Origin of the sequence: Actinospica acidithermotolerans (assembly GCF_018139625.1) — a bacterium.
Lineage (GTDB): Bacteria > Actinomycetota > Actinomycetes > Streptomycetales > Catenulisporaceae > Actinospica > Actinospica acidithermotolerans.
In genome coordinates, this window is the sequence record NZ_JAGSOH010000003.1 from 133,919 (window position 1) to 152,164 (window position 18,246).

The window sequence follows — 18,246 nt, forward strand, 5'->3', positions numbered from 1 at the left end:
GAGCCGCCCATGCCCCCACCAAGGCGCGATGTCCTTCGGGTCATGGCGAGCCACCCACCACTCAACCGGCTCACCGGCAAGCCCGCATCCAGAGGCAGGTCCACGACGGGCCGGTCCGGACGCGGACGGCCACACCACGGGCCGTTTGTGGCGAATCCTCTGGAAACGAGAGGCATCAAGGTGCGACGACGACGTACACCCGAACGACTCTGGGCCACGGTGGCCTCGGTCGGCCTGCTCGCCGCGAGCGCGGCGCTGGCACCGACTGCCACCGCTGCCTCGAAGGCGCATCCGCAGGCGGCCACGTCCGCGGTCGCGGGCAGCGGGCCGTGGACGCTCTCGACGACGGATCCCACCACGAACTACACGCCGACCTTCATCGGCAACGGCTACCTCGCGGCCCGGGTGCCCGCTGCGGGCGCCGGGTTCGACACGAACCCGATCACCACCGAAAGCGAGCTGGCGGGTTTCTATTCGAACCCCCCGGCCGAGACCGACTGGTCGGAGATCCGTGCCGACATCCCGACCTGGACCACCCTCGGGCTGGTCGACGGCACCGACATGTACGGCAACCTGCCGATCTGCCGGTACGACGAAGTGTGCCAGGCCGCAGCGGGCGAACTCTCCGGCGGCGCCACCCCCGCCAGCGACCACACCGGGTCTGTCGGCGGCCTGTTCGCCGCGGGCCTCGGGTACGGCTCCCCGAATGTCGGTGCCACCGTCAGCGTACCGATCGCCGACGCCACGGCGGGTGCCGCGACGATCGCCCTGCGCTATGCCAACGGCAACGGTGCGAGCGAGACGGTCTCGATCGGCGTCGACGGCGGCCCGCTTCAGCACGTAACGCTACCGCCCACTGCCAACTGGGACACCTGGAGCACCCTGACCCTCCCGGCGACGCTAACCGCCGGCGACAACGACGTCGTGATCACCGTGGGCTCGGGAGACTCCGGGCAGGTGAACATCGACACTGTCGCCGCGTATCCGGCCGGTGCAGCTGCACCGACTACCGTCTCAACGCTCCAGTCCGGCACCCGGTCGGGCTTCAACCAGTCGCTCAACATGGCGACCGGGACGTTGACGACCTCGTTCACCTGGACCGCGCCGTCCGGGCGCACCACCGACTTCACCTACACCGTCAACGCGGACCAGAGCGACGGCCACCTCGGCATGGTCACCATGTCCTTCACACCGCACTGGTCCGGGACCGCGACCGTCGTCGACGCGCTCGACGAACGCGGGCTCAACGACTCGTCCGCCTCCTCGCCGACCATCGACACCCAGAACGGCGTGCTCACCGAGAACGTCGCCGCCGACAGCACCGGGGTGACCGCTGCGATCGCGTCCGTGCTCCGACTCGGAGGCTCGACGTCGCCGACGGCCACCACCGCCGCTGACGGCGTCGCGGCCGGGCAGAGCGCGCAGCTGACCGTGGCCTCCGGCACCACCTACACGGCGACGAAGTTCGTCGGCATCGCCTCCAGCGACGACGGCGGACCCGGCGCGGCGAGCACCGCCCCGCAGAGCACCGCGCTCAGCCAAGCCACCTCGGCCGCGAACCTCGGGGCCGCCGCGATCACCTCGCGCAACAACACGGCCTGGTCGAAGCTGTGGAGCGCGGACATCTCCGTTCCCGGCAACCCCGCACTGACCGGCGAGATCCGCGCCAGCATGTTCTACCTGCTCGAAAGCAACCGCGCCGACGTACCGTGGCCCAGCCCGCCTGGCGGACTGTCCTCGGACGACTACAACGGCCACGTGTTCTGGGACATGGAAACCTGGATGGACCCCGCGCTGCTGGCTCAACACCCGGACATCGCCGAGGCCACCGACACCTACCGCCAGGCCCTGCTCGGGCAAGCCCAGAAGAACTCCGCGACCTGCGCACCGGCTGGACAGACCGTCTCCGGCGCACGCTATCCATGGGAGAGCAGCATCACCGGCCAGGACGCGTACCAGGGACCCGGCGCGCAATGCGACGAACTGCACATCTCGGCGGACATCGCGCTCGCGCAGTGGCAGTACTTCCTCGCCACGGGTGACACCAGTTGGCTGGCGAAAAAGGCGTGGCCCGTGCTGAGCCAGATCGCGAACTTCTGGGCCTCGCGCGCCACCGCGGACCCGACGACCTCCGGCGCGTACCAGATCCTCAACGTGATGGGCCCGGATGAGTACCACGACGGCGTCAACGACAGCGCATACACCGACGCCGCGGCCCAAGAGGTCTTGAACATCGCCACCCAGGCGGCACAGATCACCGGCAACACCGCGAACTCCGCCTGGACGACTGTGGCGAGCGGCCTGGAGATCCCCTTCGACTCCACCGACCAGCGCCACTACGAGTACAACGGGTATCCCACCGGCACGACGATCAAGCAGGCCGACGTCACCATGCTGCAGTACCCGTGGAACGTGCCGATGTCGGCTTCGGTGGCCGAGAACGACCTCGACTACTACAGCTCGGTCACCGACCTGAACGGACCGTCGATGACCGACTCCATCGCCGCCATCGACGCGGCCGCCCTGCAGACCAATCGCTGCGACGCCTACACCTACCTCGAACGCAGCGTGAACCCGTTCATGGGTGCCCCCTACGACCAGTTCCACGAGACCCGCACCGGCGGCGCGTTCACCTTCACCACTGCGAACGGCGGCTTCCTGCAGGAATTCGAATACGGATTCACCGGCCTGCGCTGGAACCAGAACGCCGTCGAACTCAACCCCTCGCTGCCCCCGCAGATCCCCGAACTCGATCTGAGCGGCCTGCAGTGGCACGGCACCACCTACTCGCTCGCGATCACCCCGACCGGCACCACGATCACCGTCACCGCCGGACCCGCCCTGCCGGTCAGCGTCGCGGGTGGCGCCGTCCAGAACGTGAGCTCCGGAGTCCCGGTCACCGTCGCCACCCGCACGTTCAGCAACGCCTCGAACCTCGCCGAGTGCAAGTCGGTGTCCGCCTCGAGCGCCGACCCGAGCTATCCGGCCGAGGCCGCGGTCGACGGCAGCGCCGACACCTCGTGGCACGCCACGGCCACCGGCGCGAACCTCACCATCGACCTGGGCGCCGCCACCACCCTCGACCAGGTCCAGGTCACCTCCGCCGGAACGACGACCGCTTACACGATCCAGGGCTCCAACGACGACAGCATCTGGACAACGCTCGCGAGTCAGGCGGCGATAACGAGTCCGAGCAGCACCGCCTCGTTCCCGACTTCGAGCTACCGCTACATCCGCTACCAGGCAGGCTCTTCCGCCGCCGCGCAGGTAGCCGAAATCGTCATACCGGCCGCTGCCCGGCAGATCCGTCTCGGCGCTCAGGGCCTGTGCACCGACGACCGCGGCGGCACCGGTCAATCCGGCGACGCGGTCCAGGCATACTTCTGCAATGGCACCCAAGCGCAGAGCTGGACAGCCGATTCCGACGGCTCGATCCGCGCGATGGGACTCTGCCTCGATGCTAAGGGCGGCGCCACCGCGAGCGGCACTCCCGTCCAGCTCTACACCTGCAACGCCACGGGCGCTCAGAACTGGCAGATACAGTCGAACGGCGAGGTCCTCAACCCGCAGTCCGGCAACTGCCTGACGGACCCGGGTTCCGGCGCGTCCGGCACCCAGCTGGACATCGAGACCTGCACCGGCGCGGCGAACCAGATCTGGACCCTGCGCGCACCCGTCGGCCAGATGACCGGCTATCAGGGGCTGTGTGTCGACGTCCGCAACGCCAACCCGGCCGACCTCAACCCGGTCCAGGTCTACACCTGTAACAGTACATTGGCGCAGCAGTGGACACTGGCCTCGAACTACAGCCTCCAGGCATACGGCAAGTGCCTCGACGTCAACAACGCGGGTACGACGACCGGCACGAGCGTGGACCTCTACTACTGCAACAGCAGCGCGGCACAGAACTGGCAGCCGCAGGTTAACGGCGAACTGATCAATCCGAACTCAGGACTCTGCCTGACCGACCCCAGTTCCGGCGCCTCAGGCATCCAACTGGACATCGAGACCTGCACCGACGCGGCGAACCAGATCTGGAACCTGCCGTGAGCTGAACAAACTGTTCACCTATAAGCACCATGCAGCAGTCATAGCGGCGGTCGGCGAGTTCGCTGGGAGCGAGCTCGCCGACCGCCGCGACGATCAGGACCGAGGAGGCGTCAGCCTACGGCGATGCTGTCGATGTTGACGCTTCCGTCGTCGTCGGGACCGACGGAGAGTTGGATGAGATCCGTTCCGGCGGGGAGCGCGACCTGCTCGGTGACCGTCCCCCACGTATCCCAGCTTCCAGTGACCGGCAACTGGAGCTGCTGCGTCGTCGGGGCGGTCAGGCTGCCGGTGGTCAGGCTCGTGGTTCGGGTGATGTTCTGCAACGGCGGGGCCTGCCCGCCGAGTGAGTTGGCGTAGCGGACGCTCACCGGGTAGACACCCGCGGTCGGCACAGTCACGAGGAACGTGTCGGACGCGCCTTCGTACCAGTTGTCGACGAAGCCGGTGCCGGTGTAGCCGTTGTGGTTGCCGTCCACCGACGCGCCGCCGCCGAGAGCGCCGTCCTCGGCCTGCATCGTCGCCCCGAGCGCCTTCGGCTGGATCACGTCCAGGCTCGTGGTCGCCGTCGTCGCGTCACGCGCCGCGACGCCCTGCCACGATGTGGTGGCGGTGAGCGTCGCTGTCGTCGCCGACTGGGAGGCCGGCGGCGTTACGGTCCACGTGACGGTCGCGCTTGCGCCCGCCGCGATGTCCACGCTCGCCGGGTCGGCGGTCACGGTCCATCCCTGCGGCACGGCCAGATCGCTCGTCACATCGCGGGCCTCGACGTCGCTCGGGTTCTTCAGCGTCAATGTCTCACTGATGGACGCCCCGGGCGCTGTCGCGGGCGCACCGGAAAGGCTGCCCACCAGGTCGGCGGCTGACGCGTCGGGGATCGTCAGATCCCTGATGCTGGCTGCCGATCCCCCGCCGAAGTCGAAGCGGACCGCGGTACCGGCGACGGTCGCCCACCGCATGTCGAGATCGCCGGTCGCGGGCACCTGGCCGATCGCCACCTGCTGCCAGCTGCCGGCCGCGGACCGCACCGAGACCGCGTAGCTCGCCGGGCGGGTGGTACCCCAGGTGATGTGGGCGTTGCCGGTAGAGGACTGCCGGGCCAGCGTCACCGTGTACGAGGACGTTGTGGATGCCGCGGTCCAGGTCGTCACCGAGTTGCCGTCGACGGCCGCCGTCGGCGACTCGTTGAGCTGCGAGGAACTGGCGACGACGTTCTGGCAGCGTGCCAGGTCGTCCGTGGCGTCGAGATCGGGACGGGCGGTAGGCAGCACGACGGGGCGTCCCTGGGTCAGCTTCGTCGTGCCCCGCGGGCTCTGCACCGTGACCGCAGCACCGTCGGTCAGGGTCACCACGGTCTGCTTCGGACCGATCGCGATCGTGACGGATCGTCCTTGGTAGCGCAGTCCGCTGATGGTGATCCCGGACTTCAACTGCGGGGGTAGCGTGGGCGCGAGCTCGAGTGCCGAGGTGCTCCAGCGCAGCCCCGCGTAGCCGTACACGTAGGTCTGCAGGAATCCTCCGGCTCCGGTGGCGAAGTCGAAGGCCGGCCCGGTGCCGGTGCCGGTCAGCGCCGGCGCCCCCTGGGTCTCGGCGAACTGATCGTAGGGGCCGTTCAGATAAGGCTGGTACGAGTTCTCGAACAGCGTGTAGTCCAGGCAGCCGGGCTGCTGGACCTGTGCGGCGATGATCGACTCGACGGACGCCGTCATCGCGGGCCCGTTCGGGTCGGTGACGGGCATGTACCGATCGAGGTCGGCCGCGGCGGTCGCGCTGGCGGTGACGTACTGGAACGGGTAGGTCATCAGGACCGTGTCGGCCTGCTTGGCGGTCTCGTTCGTATAGCCCGCGTACTCGGCGTGCGTGCCGTCGGCGCTGGTCACGATGTTGATTTTATCGGCGATGGCGGACCAGGCCGGATCGGCGGTGGCGCCCACGAGCTTCGCGGCCGTGGTCGCGTCGCGCAGGGCGACGATCGCGCCGGCGTTGGTGGCGGATTCGTCGTTCACGCCCGCGGTGTACTCGTCCGGGCCGGTGACGCCGTTGATGTGATAGAGGCCGTCGGACCCGAGGGTGACCCGGCTGGCCCAGAACTCTGCGATGTCCTTGAGAACCGGGTAGCCGTACCGCCGCAGCCAGGCGGTATCGCCGGTGGCCTCGTAGTACTGCCATTGCGCGAGGGCGATGTCACCCTCCAGGTGGTCTTCGAACCCGACGCACATCGGATGCCCGAGGTCCCCGCAGACGCCGTCCGGCCCGTTGTCCCAGGACCAGACGCCGCCCTGGTACCCGTTGGCCTTGGCGTTCGCCTCGGCCTGGCTGATCGTGTCGTAGCGGAACATCACGATGGACTTCGCGAGTTCCGGATGCAGCGCGAGCAGCGTGGGGAACATCCACGTGTCGGCGTCCCAGAAGATGTCGCCGTTGTAGTCCTGACTCGTCAGCCCGGCGGGCGGGATGCTCCAGGACAGCCCGGCGCGAATGCTCGAGTAGAGGGTGTAGTACGACATGTTCGTCGCCGCCTGCAGCGTCTCATCGCCCGCGACACGCACATTCGGCGCCCACAGGGCTGCCCAGGCAGCCTCGTGCTGCCGTAGCAGGGCATTCCAGCCGGTGTGCGCGGCGTTCACGGCGGTCGTGGCCGCGAGTGCGGACGGATCGCGCGTGTCGTTGGACGTGGCGATGCCGACGTACTTGGTCACGACGTAGGTGTGTCCGGCCTGGACCGGCACCGTCCAGTCCTCGCCGGCCGTCGCCGTGTTCGCGGTCGGCTGATCGGCGGTGCTGCTCGTCACGCTGACGCCAGGACCCGCGACGAGATGCTGAACCTCATCGACAACGTTGTCAGCGCCCGGCGTTTCAAGACTGACGCTCGACGTGTGGGCCCTGGTGTCCACCGCGCGCGAGGTCGGGTTGATACCTTGCGCACTGCTTCCGTCGAGGAGGGCGGAAAGCGACAGATCACCGCTCCACGAAGGCGTGACGCTCACCTGCACCTCGCCGAGATGCATCTGCGCCTGATTCGCCAGCACCTGGAAGGAGACGGCGGTCGCGTCGCCGGCCTGCGGCGTCCATGTCAGCGAGGTGCTCACCACGCCGTGCAACATGTCAACGGACTGCCGGTAGTCGCTGATCTGGCTCGCGGCCGTGCTCGCGTCCAGCGTCTGCCCTCCGACGCCGAGGTCCATCGTCGACCAGGTCGGCAACGAGGCGATGTACTCGGTGCCGGGCACCGAGGAGGACAGCCCCTTGTTATAGACGCCCGCGACGATCGAGGTGGTCATTCGCTGCTTGGGGATCTGGTCGAGCTGGTATCCGGACGGGCCCAGAGCGCCCTGAAAGCCCTCGCCGATCGCGGGCAGGCGCTGCGCGAGGTAGCCGTTGCCCACGAACGGCATCCGGGTGAAGTCGGCATTGCCGTAAGAAGCGGCCGACAACACCCAGGAACTCTGCCCGCCGCCCGCACCCCCCGACGCCCTGCCCGTGCCGGCGGCAGCCGCCGCGGCAGCCGCACCGGCAGTGCCCACCACCAAGGCCGCGGCGGCCAACATACGAACCTGTATATGGAATCTCAAGTTACTCTCCTCACGGCCGAAGCGCCCGAGCGCTTCAGCACAATACGTGCCACGATCACGGTCGTCCCCGCGTCGAGCGCCTCGTCACGGGCCGTCCGCCTTTGACCGGACAGTGGCCTGGGAACCGTGTCCCCAGGCCACTGCGGCTTCCGCGACTATCGTGGGGTGACCGCTATGTCTCGCCAGGTCGCGGTTGAGTTGTAGGTACGGGCGCCGATCATGCCGGTGGTGAAGCATCCGGTGTCGTTGTAGGTCAGGCTCACCTGATCACCGCCGGCGGACGGCTGGCCGGTGACAGTGATTTGACATCCCACGGCCTCGACGGTCAGGTGATACCAGGTTCCGTCGGCGAGCCCGCCGGGGATCGGCACGGTCGCGAGCGAAGTCCAGGAGTTCGCTTCCTTTCCCAGGAACAGCGTGTCTGAACTGACACCGGCGAAGTACCCGTTCAGCGTGTCGACTCCGGTGCCCGGACTGCTCACCCGCACCAGCAGTCCCGCATTGGATCCGGGCCCGGTGGAGGCGTTCATCTGCACGTCGCCGGTGAGCGAGTAGTTTCCCCAGCCGCTCTGGCCGGCGACGGCCTTGTCGCCCGCGCCGCCCGCGGTGTCGGCGTACGTCCCGCCGCTCGCGGTGTCGGTCCAACTGCCGCCGTATGTGGTCCAGTCCGGCGCGCTGCCGCTTGCGAACGGCGCGAGGTACGTGGCCGTCGCGGTCGACGTCGTTCCGGAAGCCGTGACCGTGATGTTCCGCCACGCGCCGGTGCTGGCGTAGTCGCGCAGGCCGATGGCGCCGTTCGTGAAGCAGGCGGAATCGGTGTGACTGTAGCTGATCGGCGTAGCGGTGCTGCCGACCGGGTTACCCGAGATCGTGAACGTGCAGCCGATGGCTTGGACAGTGATGTGGTACCACGTGTTGTCGGCCAGGCCGCCGGGAATGTCGGTCGCGGCCAGCGATTGCCATTGGCCGCTCTCCTTGCCGAGGAAGAGCTGCGTGGAACTCACCCCGACGAAGTAGCCGTTGAGCGCGTCGGAACCCACGGACGGATTGCTGGCCCGCACCAGGAAGCCGGCCTGGCTTCCCGAGGTGATCTCCACGTCGCCCTGCAGGGTGTAGTCGCCCCACCCGGTGGATCCGGCGATGGCCTTGTTACCGGTCGTACCGCCGCAGGTCTCGCTGTACACCCCGCCGGAGACCGACCAGCAGCCGCCGACATCCAGCCAGCCGGCATCGGTGCCGTCGAACGTCGAGTTGTACGGCAGCGCGCCGGCACTCGCGCTGCCGGTCACCTCCTCGCACCCGTAGGGGCCGACGGCCGAGGCGGCGGTATAGCGCAGACTCTCGCCCGAGCCGCTGACCAGCAGGTCGGGGCTGTAGTTCTGGAAGCAGTTCGTCGTCTGGCCGGCCCCGCCCACATTGACGGGTGCGGGCATCCAATACCACGGCCCGCTGCCGTAGTCGTAGTTGACGAAGACCGCCTGATGGTCTTCCGAAGTGAAGCTGTTGTCGGAGACCAAGCGGGTGCGCATACCGGTCATCAGCAACTCGCCGTGCGCTCCGCCGGCCGGCGACCAGGTGATGAATGGGGAACTGCCCAGGTATCTGCCGTCGGTACTCTCGACCTCGGTGCCGAGATCCGATGGTCCGGAGCCCCAGGTGTTGCCGCCGTCGGTCGAGGTCTTGATGTGGGCTTCGCAGTTGCGACCGGTGCCGCAGATCTCGTAGCTCATCACTTCATTGCCGTTGGGCAGGTCGGCGATCGTGGCCATTCCCGGACGGTCGGCCTGGATAGTGCTGGCGACGTCCTTGACCTCTCCCGGCGCGAAGTTCGTGCTGCCGTCCGGATTCGCGCTCCAGGTGACGCCGCCGTCGTTGGACACGATGTGCCCGAGGAACTGGCTGTAGGTGGCGTTCTGCCGCTCGTCGGAGAAGTAGCACACCAGTTGGCCGGACGAGTTCAACGCGAGGTACGGCTCCCAGATGCCGTCGCCTGACGTGCCACCGGTCTGGAAGGTTTCGACATACGTCCAGGTCGCGCCATGGTCGGTGCTGCGCCACTCCTCGAAGTCGGTCGACGAGCCGTCCGCCGGCAGCAGATTGGCGGCCAGCAGCAAGGTTCCTGCGGGATAGGCGCCCAGCGTCCGCGGGAATTCAAACAGGAACGGCTGGTAGAGCGTGTTCCACGGGTGGCCGGAGCCGGTCTGGCCGTCAGACACCGTGGAGAGCGTGGACCAGGTCTTTCCGTCGTCGCTGCTCTGCCGGATGACGTACGAGGAAGGCGCTCCGTTGAGCCCGGAGTGCTCGAAGGTGCCGAGCAGCGTCCCGTTTTCCGAGCCGCTGTGCGCCAGCCTGATCACCCGGCTGTAGGCCATCGACTCGTTGCTGGAGGACGGGGTGTACATCGCTGTCCCCGCCGCGTTCGCGTGTGCCGCCGGCGCGCGCGCCGTGAGAAACGCCAGGCTCAGCACGAGGCAGGACAGCGCTGCGATCACGTACCGGTACCGGCGTAGGGAGGTGGGCAGATGGACCACGTGGAGTATCCTTTCCGTAACTTGCATCGTTGCATATCGGGGTCAGCCCCCTGCGACAGATCGTTGCCGAATCAGGCGCGCCGGGTCAGCTCTTGACCGATCCGGCCATGAGGCCTTGGACGTAGTAGCGCTGGAGTGACACGTAGAGGACGATGCAGGGGACCATGGCGATGACCGTGCCGGCGATGAGGTACCCGAGGTTGACGCCGCCGTAGGTGCCGACCTCGAGGTTGTACAGCTCCACCGGCAGGGTGTACTTGCTCTGCGACGTCAGGAACGTCAGCGCGCCGAGGAATTCGGTCCAGGAGGACAGGAACGCGTAGAGGACCGTGGTCGCGATGCCCGGCAGGATCAGCGGGCGCAGCACCCGGATGAGCATGGTCCAGTGCGACGCTCCGTCCACGAACGCGGCCTCCTCGATCTCGCTGGGGATCTGCAGGAACGTGTTGCGCATGATGAATACGCTGAACGGCAGGTTGAACGTGACGTAGAACAGGACCAGCCCGTACAGCGAATTCGTCAGGTGGACATCGTTGAGTTCGATGAACAGCGGGGTGAGGATGGCCTGGAACGGGATCATCACGGTCACCAGGATGACGCCGAAGACGATCCCCTTCCCGCGGAACCGGAACCGGCCGAACCCGTAGCCCGCCAGCGTCGCGACGACCGCGGTGAGCAGGGCGGTGCCGAGCGCGACCGCGAAACTGTTGAGCATGTAGTGCTCGATGTCGTTGCCGCTGCCCAGCAGGCCGGTGTAGTTGCCGAACGTCAACCGGGTGAAGTCCTTGGCTGACGGGGTGGCCGCGATGTCCGTGCCGGGCTCGAACGACTGGATCAGCGCCCAGACGAGCGGCAGCACGAACACCAGGCTGAGCAGGACGCCGGAAGTGGCGTAGGCGATCCCCCGGCCACGGCGGGGGCCGCGCCCGGCCGGGGATACCCCGGCCGCGGCGCGCTGACGAAGGGTGTCGGGCCCGGGGGGCCGTGTCGCGACGGTCACCTGGCGTTCGCCTCCGGGTCTCGGAGCAGGATGAACTGGCCGGCGCTGATGGCGGCCACCGCGACGACGAGCAGGAGCGCGCCGGCGGTGGCCTTGCCGATCAGTCCCTGGGTGAACGCGACCTGGTAGATCCACAGCACGACGGGTGTGGTGCTGGTCCCCGGGCCGCCCTGGGTCAGGATCTCGAACTGGTTGAACGCCAGGAACGAGCCGATGACCGACAGGATCAGGCTGAGGGCGATCGGCTGGCGCAGCAGCGGCAGCGTGATCCGCAGTTCGGTGCGCCACCGGCCCGCGCCGTCCAGCGCGGCCGACTCGTACAGCTCGCGCGGAACGCCCTGCATGCCGCCCAGCAGCAGGACCATGGTCAGGCCGGAGCTGAACCAGACGACCAGTACGCAGATGGCGACCATGCCGGGCACGGTGTGCACCAGCCAGGCGGTGGAGCCGTCCGTCAGGCCCAGTATTCGCAGCAGGAAGTTGACACCTCCGCTGTCCGGCTGCAGTTCGACGTACAGGATGAAGCTCTCGAATGTCAGGCCGACGATGTACGGCAGGAAGAACATCGTGCGCAGCAGCGTCGACCCGCGGCGGTTGGACCTGGTCAGCATGGCCAGCCCGTAGCCGACCACGAAGATCGGGCCGGTCACGATCGCGGTGTAGACGACGGTGAGCAGGATGGCGTGCAGGAACTGGGAATCGTGGAAGATCGTCCGGTAGTTCGCCAGGCCTACGTAGTGGTAGGAGCCCACCAGCGGGAAGTCGGTCATCGATATGACGACGGCGTACCCGAGAGGCAGAATCACCAGTGCCAGTACCAGGAGCAGTGACGGCACCGTCAGCATGAACCCGAGCCGACCGGGTTTCGTGGTGCTCTTCGCGGCCATGTCCCGGCTCTCTCAGTTCTGGAGTGCCGAGAGCACAGAGGTGAACCCGGACTGGCCCTGCTGCAGCGCTCCCGGGACGTTCCCGTTGTAGACCGCGGTGTCGAACATCTCCTGCCAGGGCTGGCTCACCAGGTTGAACAGGGCGTCGTGCGCCACGGTGACCGGGGCCTGGCCCTTCGGGAGATAGCCGAGGATCTGCGAGACCATCGGATACTGCGCGGTGAACGCCGGAGTGACCACGTCGGACCTGATCGGCTCCACGCCGCTGGCCGCCTCGAGCTGCTGGGCGGGCAGGCTGAGCGCGTACTGCACGAACTCCCAGGCGCCCGCGGCGTTCTTCGCGCCGGCCGGGATGCCGAAGTTGGCTCCGCCGTCATACGTGCTGTAGCCGCCGTTCGGACCGGGCAGCGGCGCGATGCCGACCTGGGACATCAGCGCCGCCGAGGCGCTGCCGGCCACCAGGCCGTACCCGCCGGGGAGCATACCGATGTCGCCGGTGAGGAAGTCCTTGCCCCAGGTGGTGCCGTTCTGGGTCTGGTCCGCGGCCGGGACCAGGTGCTGGTCCCAGAGCTGCTGGTACATCTGGAGCGCGGCGGCCAGCGGCTGGTTGCCTGCGACGGTGGCGCTCTCGGCTCCCAGCGTGCCCTTGAGCACGTCGGCGCCTCCGGCGTACACGTTGGGCATGACGGTGAACGTGAGGCAGCCCGGGCAGTCCCCCGCGAAGGAGAGACCGTAGATGTTCGGCCCGAGCGCCCGGATCTTCTTGGCGTCGGCGACGACCTGCGCGAAGGTGGCCGGCGGCTGGCCGATACCCGCCTCCTTGAACAGGGTCTTGTTGTACCAGAGGAAGGACATGTCGGCGAAGTCCGGCACGCCGTAGTACTTGCCGCCCTTGGTCGCCAGCCGCAGGGCGCCTGGACTGAGCTCGTTCTTGTAGGGCAGCTGGTCGACGTACTTGGTGATATCCAAGAACTCGTTCTTCGCGATGAAGATCTCCGAGTCCACGTCGTCCAGGGAGGCGAGATCGGGGGCGGTGCCGGCCCGCATCGCCGTGGCGAGCTTGGTGACGTAGTCGGTGTCCGGCACCGGCACGACGTCGACCTTGAGGCCCTTGTGCGTGGCGTTGAAGTCCTTGGCCAGCGCGTTGAAGAGCTTCGAGAAACCCGAGCGGTACCAGACGGTGACGGTGCCGGTCGCGCCGGCGTTCAGCGAGGCGGCCGTGGTCGTCGGCGAGCCGTTGCTGCCGGAGCACGCGGTTGCCGAGGCGGTGAGCAAGAAGGCGGCGACGAAGGCCAGAGCACGACGGCGGGCTCGGCGGGTCATGACAGCGGGATCCAGACCCGCATGGCGTCGACGCCGCGGTTGGCCCAGGTGAAGTACGGGACGGCCCGCAGCGTGACCGGGTCGCCCGGCCGCGGCGCACCGCCGTCAAGAGGATGATACAGCCCGCTGTCCGGAACGCGGCTGATCGCCTGGCCGGAGGCTTCCACGGCTATGCGGGCGCCCGGTGATGCGGACTCCGTGACAGTCATCTCGGTGCCTTTCTCGATGCAGAGCAGATCCAGGTCGACCTTGTGATCGGCCTGCTCCAGGCAGTAGACAAGGGGGCCGCGCTCGATCGCGGCGCGGCCGCGGGCCGCGTCGATCCGGTCGTCCGCGCGGGTCAGTCGGGCGGCCATGGGCAGATTCAGCAGCACCACGTCGCCGGTCTCCCAGCGTCGGTTCAAGCGCAGGTACTCACCGGGCGTCGGGACCTCCGCCGGCTCGCCGCCGTTGACCGTGACCCTCGCTCCCGTGGCCCAGGCGGGGATGCGCAGCGCCAGTTCCCACGGCACGGCCGACGCGTTGCGCACCGTGATCTCCACGGCGCCGTCCCACGGGTACTCGGTGGCGACATCGAGTTCCACCGGCTGCCCGGCCGCGGTCGTCCGGATCCGCGTGGGAGTGTATTGATGCACCTGAAGCCCGTCACCGGTGCGGGTGACGAAGTAGTGCTCCAGCGAGGACAGAGTGCGCATCAGATTGGTGGGGCAGCAGGACGTGCCGTACCAGGTCTGACGGCCGCCCGCGACGCTCCGGCTGTACTCGATCGAGGCGCCCGAGCGCAGTTCCAGCGCATTGACATAGAAGAAGCGGTCGCCGTCGAGCGAGAGGCCGGGAAGCAGGGCGTTGTACAGCGTGCGCTCGATCAGATCGGCGTACCGGGCTTCGCCGGTGAGCAGCAGCAGGCGCCAGGCCCACTGGATGCTGGCCACCGCCGCGCACGTCTCGCAGTAGGCGCGGTCGTTGGGCAGCTCGAACGGGTCGCCGAACGCCTCGCCTTCCCACCGCGACCCGAGGCCCCCGGTGAGGTACATCTTCGTGGCGACCATGTTCTGCCACTGCAGGCGCAGCACGTCCACCAACTCGCTGTCGCGGCTCTCGACGGCCAGGTCGGTCGCGCCGGCGGCGAGGTAGAGGGCACGTACGGCATGCCCCTCCGGGGAGGTGATCTCACGGAACGGCAGCCGGTCGGAGTAGTACATCGGGCGGAACTCGCGCGTGTTGAGCGTGCGCTGCCCGCGGGCCCCGACGAAGTAGCCCGCCAGGTTCACATACTCGGAGCGCCCGGTCTGCCGGCCGAGTTCGACGAGTGCCATCTCGACCAGCGGATGCCCGCAGACACCGGCCCGCTTGCCGGGGCCGAACGTCGCGCCGAGGTGCGTCGCGACCCGCTCGGCCACGGCGAGCAGGCCGCTGTCGTTGCCGGTGCGCGCCTGGGCGACGGCTGCCTGAATGAGCGCGCCGTTGTTGAAAATCTCGTGGTTGTAGGCCAGATCGGCGTAACGCTCCTGGTCACCGGCTTCGACCTGGATGAACGTGTTCAGGTAGCCGTCGTCGGCCTGCGCGTCGCGGATCAGGCCGGTGACCTCCCGCTGCCAGCCGGCGAACTGCTTCGACGCGCCGCGGGCCTGCTCCCAGGCCAGGGCCTCGAGCCACTTGTAGACCTCGCCGTCCTGGTACACCGGGCCGTGGTACCCGCCGCGCCGGCGGGCGGCGGCGGCCTTGAAGTTCTCGAAGCTGCCCACCGCTTCGAGCTTCTCCGCGCCCAGGGGGATGGTGACCTCCCTGTTGATCTGCTGCCTCTGCCCCCACAGTCCGCCTGTGATCGGAGCCTCGCCGAGCGCCAGCGGGCGCAGCGCCACCGGTGCCCGCCCACTCGGCGCGACCGGCCCCTGCCGCCCCCCGGTCTCGTCCGTCCGGCCGCCGGTGGATCCTCCTGCCAGCCCCACACGCCCTCCTCGATCGCCGTGCACGGTCGCGCGGAAAATCCGGAAACCGTATTCTGTGACTTGCTGAACATAGCCCGCTTCGGGGAAGCTGACAAGGACGGCGAGGCCACCGCGTCGGAACCGGGTGGGATGCGCACGAAAGGGAGATGCATGGAGCAGCCGAAGCCGCGACCGGTGACGATCCGGGACGTGGCGGCGCTTGCCGGGGTTTCCGCGGGCACCGCCTCGAAGGCCCTGAACAACCAGGGCCAACTGCGGCAGGAAACCCGCGACCGGGTGCTCGCCGCGGCGAAGGGACTCAAATTCCGGCCGAACGAGACGGCCCGCAGCCTGGGCAGCGAACGCACCTTCACGGTCGGCCTGCTGACCACCGACAGCATCGGCCGGTTCAGCATCCCTGTGCTGCTCGGCGCCGAGGACGCGCTGGCCGCCGGGACGATCCTGGTGTTCCTGTGCGACACGCGCGAGGACCCGATCCGCGAGCGGCACTATGTGGAGACGCTGCTCTCCCGCCGGGTCGACGGGTTCATCGTCACCGGACGCAGGTCGGATCCGAGGACGCCGCTGGCCGTCGACGTCCCGGTGCCGGTCGTCTACGCCCTCACGCCCTCCAGCGATCCGGCGGACTGCTCGGTCGTGGCCGACGACGAGCAGGCGGGCCGCCTCGCCGGGGAGCACCTGATCGCCACCGGACGCAGCGCGATCGCGCACATCACCGGCCCCGCGAGTTTCGACGCGGTGGGCAACCGGGAGCGGGGGCTGCGGACCGCGCTCTCCAGCAGCGGCCTGAGCCTCGTCGGGCCGGGCGTGCTGTACGGCGAGTGGTCGGAGGCGTGGGGCCGCCGCGCGGCGCAGATCCTGCTGCGGTCGGGTGCGCAGTTCGACGGCGTCTACTGCGGCAGCGACCAGATCGCCCGGGGCGCCGCCGAGGTCCTGGCGGCATCCGGTCGCGCGGTGCCCGACGACGTGGCCCTCGTCGGCACCGACAACTGGGACATCCTGGTCGAGGGACGCACCCCGACCCTCACCACCATCGACCTGAACCTGCACGAGGTCGGCCGCCGGGCCGCCCAGCGCCTGCTGGCCGCCATCGACGGCGAGCCGACCCAGGGCCTGGAAACCTGCCCAAGCCGACTGGTGATGCGCGAATCCACCGAGCTCCAGCGCGTGCGCGACTGAGCGCACTCCAGCCGGCGGCGCTATGGGAAGGATCGCGGAAACCGGTTTCCTTCCGTGCCGCCGCGTGTGGTCCGGGCCGAGCACGCGCACTGAAGCGGAGGTCCTCGCAGTTCGTCCCGTATCAGAGCGGCGGCGTGCTGTCCGGCATCTGGTACGACGACTCGACCTACCCGTCGAACCCGAACGGCAATGCCTTGGCTCAGGAGGCGACCAACGCCGCGGCCCACTTCGGCAACACCACCGCCGCGTCCAACCGCAACTCCTACTACGTGGTCCTCTCCCCGCACGGCACCGGCCCGGACAACTACCAGAGCACTTCCACCGGGTACTGCGCTTGGCACGACTACACCGGCGACAGCGCGAACCTCTCCGGCGGCGCGGTCGCCACGCCGTACGGGAACATCGCCTTCAGCAACCAGCCGTACAACATGGACTTCACCTACCTCGGCCAGAGCGAGTGCGGCGTCGGCTTCGTCAACGGCTCCTCCGGCACCCTCGACGGCTACACGATGACCATGGGCCACGAGTTCTCCGAAATGGAGTCGGACGTCGACCCGAGCTCGGCCTGGGTCAACCCGGGAACCAACGGCGGAACGAAGTACTATGAGAACGGCGACGAGTGCGCCTGGATCCAGCCCGGCCAGCCCGGCGGCGCCGCGAACGTCACCTTCGGCTCCGCCGGCACCTTCGCCGAGCAGTCGATCTGGTCCAACGACGACAACAGCTGCGACATCTCCCACCCCATCGTCAGCCACGGGACCAGCAGCGGCAACACCGTCACGGTGACCAACCCCGGCAACCAGACCGGCACGGTCGGCACCGCAACGTCCCTTCAGCTCGCCGCGACCGACTCGGCCTCCGGCCAGACCCTGACCTACTCGGCCAGCGGCCTGCCCGCCGGGCTGTCGATCAGCGCTTCCGGCGACATCACCGGAACCCCGACGACGGCCGGAACCTCCGACACCACCGTCACCGCCACCGACTCCACCGGCGCGGCCGGCTCGACCAGCTTCACCTGGACCATCAGCTCCTCTAGCGGTGGAGGCGGCTGCCCCGCGGCGCAGCTGATCGTCAACGGCGGCTTCGAGAACGGCACTTCGCCCTGGACCGGCACCACTGGTTCGATCCTCGAGCCCGCTCTCTACGGCGGTACGGCGCACACCGGCAACTACGCCGCCTGGCTCGACGGCTACGGCTACCCGGCGACCGACACCCTCGCTCTGACCGTCACCATCCCGTCGACCTGCAAGAGCGCAACGTACGCGTTCTGGCGCGACATCAGCACCCAGGAGATCACCTCGACGAATGCCGACGACACCCTCAAGGTGCAGGTCCTCAACCCCTCCGGGACCGTGCTGGCCACACTGCACACCTACAGCAACCTGGACGCCGACAACACGTACGACCGGTCGAGCTTCTCGCTGAACCAGTTCATCGGCCAGAAGATCACCCTTAAGTTCACCGGAACCGAGACCGACGCGAATGGCGGGACGACGAACTTCCTCCTGGACGACGTCGCCTTGAACGTGAACTGATCTGAGGAGGGCAGTCACCGCTCTCGTCACGCAGACAGACCGGGCCCGGCGCCCCGCCGCACTCAAGCGAGGGCCGGGGGCCTTTCGCCTACGGGAACCAGGGCAGATGGCGACCCGGCCACCAAGGGCGTCGCACTGCGCGGAACGGATTCGGCGTGCACCGGGGTCTGGTACCCGGGCGCCGATCGCGTCAAGACAATCCGCGACCAGTCCCGTCGGTGAC

The 18,246-nt window shown here is 68.4% G+C and carries 9 protein-coding genes; 3 read left to right on the forward strand and 6 right to left on the reverse strand.

Features of this window, described 5'->3' with window-relative positions:
* Nucleotides 1-180: 180 nt before the first annotated feature.
* Nucleotides 181-4,050 (forward strand): ricin-type beta-trefoil lectin domain protein, encoded by a 3,870-nt coding sequence (locus KDK95_RS02310; protein WP_212516285.1) that lies wholly within the window; start codon nucleotides 181-183, stop codon nucleotides 4,048-4,050.
* A gap of 110 nt (nucleotides 4,051-4,160) precedes the next feature.
* Here the strand turns inward: KDK95_RS02310 and KDK95_RS02315 are convergent, their stop codons facing one another.
* The 6 genes from KDK95_RS02315 to KDK95_RS02340 form a co-directional block, all read right to left on the reverse strand.
* Nucleotides 4,161-7,484 carry a carbohydrate-binding protein gene (locus KDK95_RS02315; protein ID WP_212516286.1) on the reverse strand — a complete coding sequence of 1,108 codons (3,324 nt, stop codon included), beginning with the start codon at nucleotides 7,482-7,484 and terminating at the stop codon, nucleotides 4,161-4,163.
* 290 nt (nucleotides 7,485-7,774) lie between these two features.
* Entirely contained in the window at nucleotides 7,775-10,150 is a 2,376-nt protein-coding gene (locus KDK95_RS02320; RefSeq protein WP_212516287.1) for a 3-keto-alpha-glucoside-1,2-lyase-like domain-containing protein, read from the reverse strand.
* Between the two features lie 85 nt (nucleotides 10,151-10,235).
* On the reverse strand, nucleotides 10,236-11,150 hold the full coding sequence (locus KDK95_RS02325; RefSeq protein ID WP_212516288.1) for a carbohydrate ABC transporter permease: 915 nt from the start codon (nucleotides 11,148-11,150) through the stop codon (nucleotides 10,236-10,238).
* Entirely contained in the window at nucleotides 11,147-12,037 is an 891-nt protein-coding gene (locus tag KDK95_RS02330) for a carbohydrate ABC transporter permease (protein ID WP_212516289.1), read from the reverse strand. The genes KDK95_RS02325 and KDK95_RS02330 overlap by 4 nt, the downstream gene beginning before the upstream one ends.
* Nucleotides 12,038-12,049: 12 nt before the next feature.
* Complete coding sequence (locus tag KDK95_RS02335; protein ID WP_212516290.1) at nucleotides 12,050-13,360, reverse strand: ABC transporter substrate-binding protein; 1,311 nt, start codon at nucleotides 13,358-13,360, stop codon at nucleotides 12,050-12,052.
* Entirely contained in the window at nucleotides 13,357-15,309 is a 1,953-nt protein-coding gene (locus tag KDK95_RS02340; RefSeq protein ID WP_212516291.1) for a glycoside hydrolase family 127 protein, read from the reverse strand. Before KDK95_RS02340 ends, KDK95_RS02335 begins: the two co-directional genes overlap by 4 nt.
* 150 nt (nucleotides 15,310-15,459) lie before the next feature.
* Between KDK95_RS02340 and KDK95_RS02345 the strand changes: the two genes are divergently transcribed.
* Complete coding sequence (locus KDK95_RS02345; RefSeq protein WP_212516292.1) at nucleotides 15,460-16,488, forward strand: LacI family DNA-binding transcriptional regulator; 1,029 nt, start codon at nucleotides 15,460-15,462, stop codon at nucleotides 16,486-16,488.
* A 134-nt stretch (nucleotides 16,489-16,622) separates the two neighbouring features.
* Nucleotides 16,623-18,023: a putative Ig domain-containing protein gene (locus KDK95_RS35455; protein ID WP_307844083.1), complete on the forward strand. Its 1,401-nt coding sequence runs from the start codon at nucleotides 16,623-16,625 to the stop codon at nucleotides 18,021-18,023.
* Nucleotides 18,024-18,246: the final 223 nt, after the last annotated feature.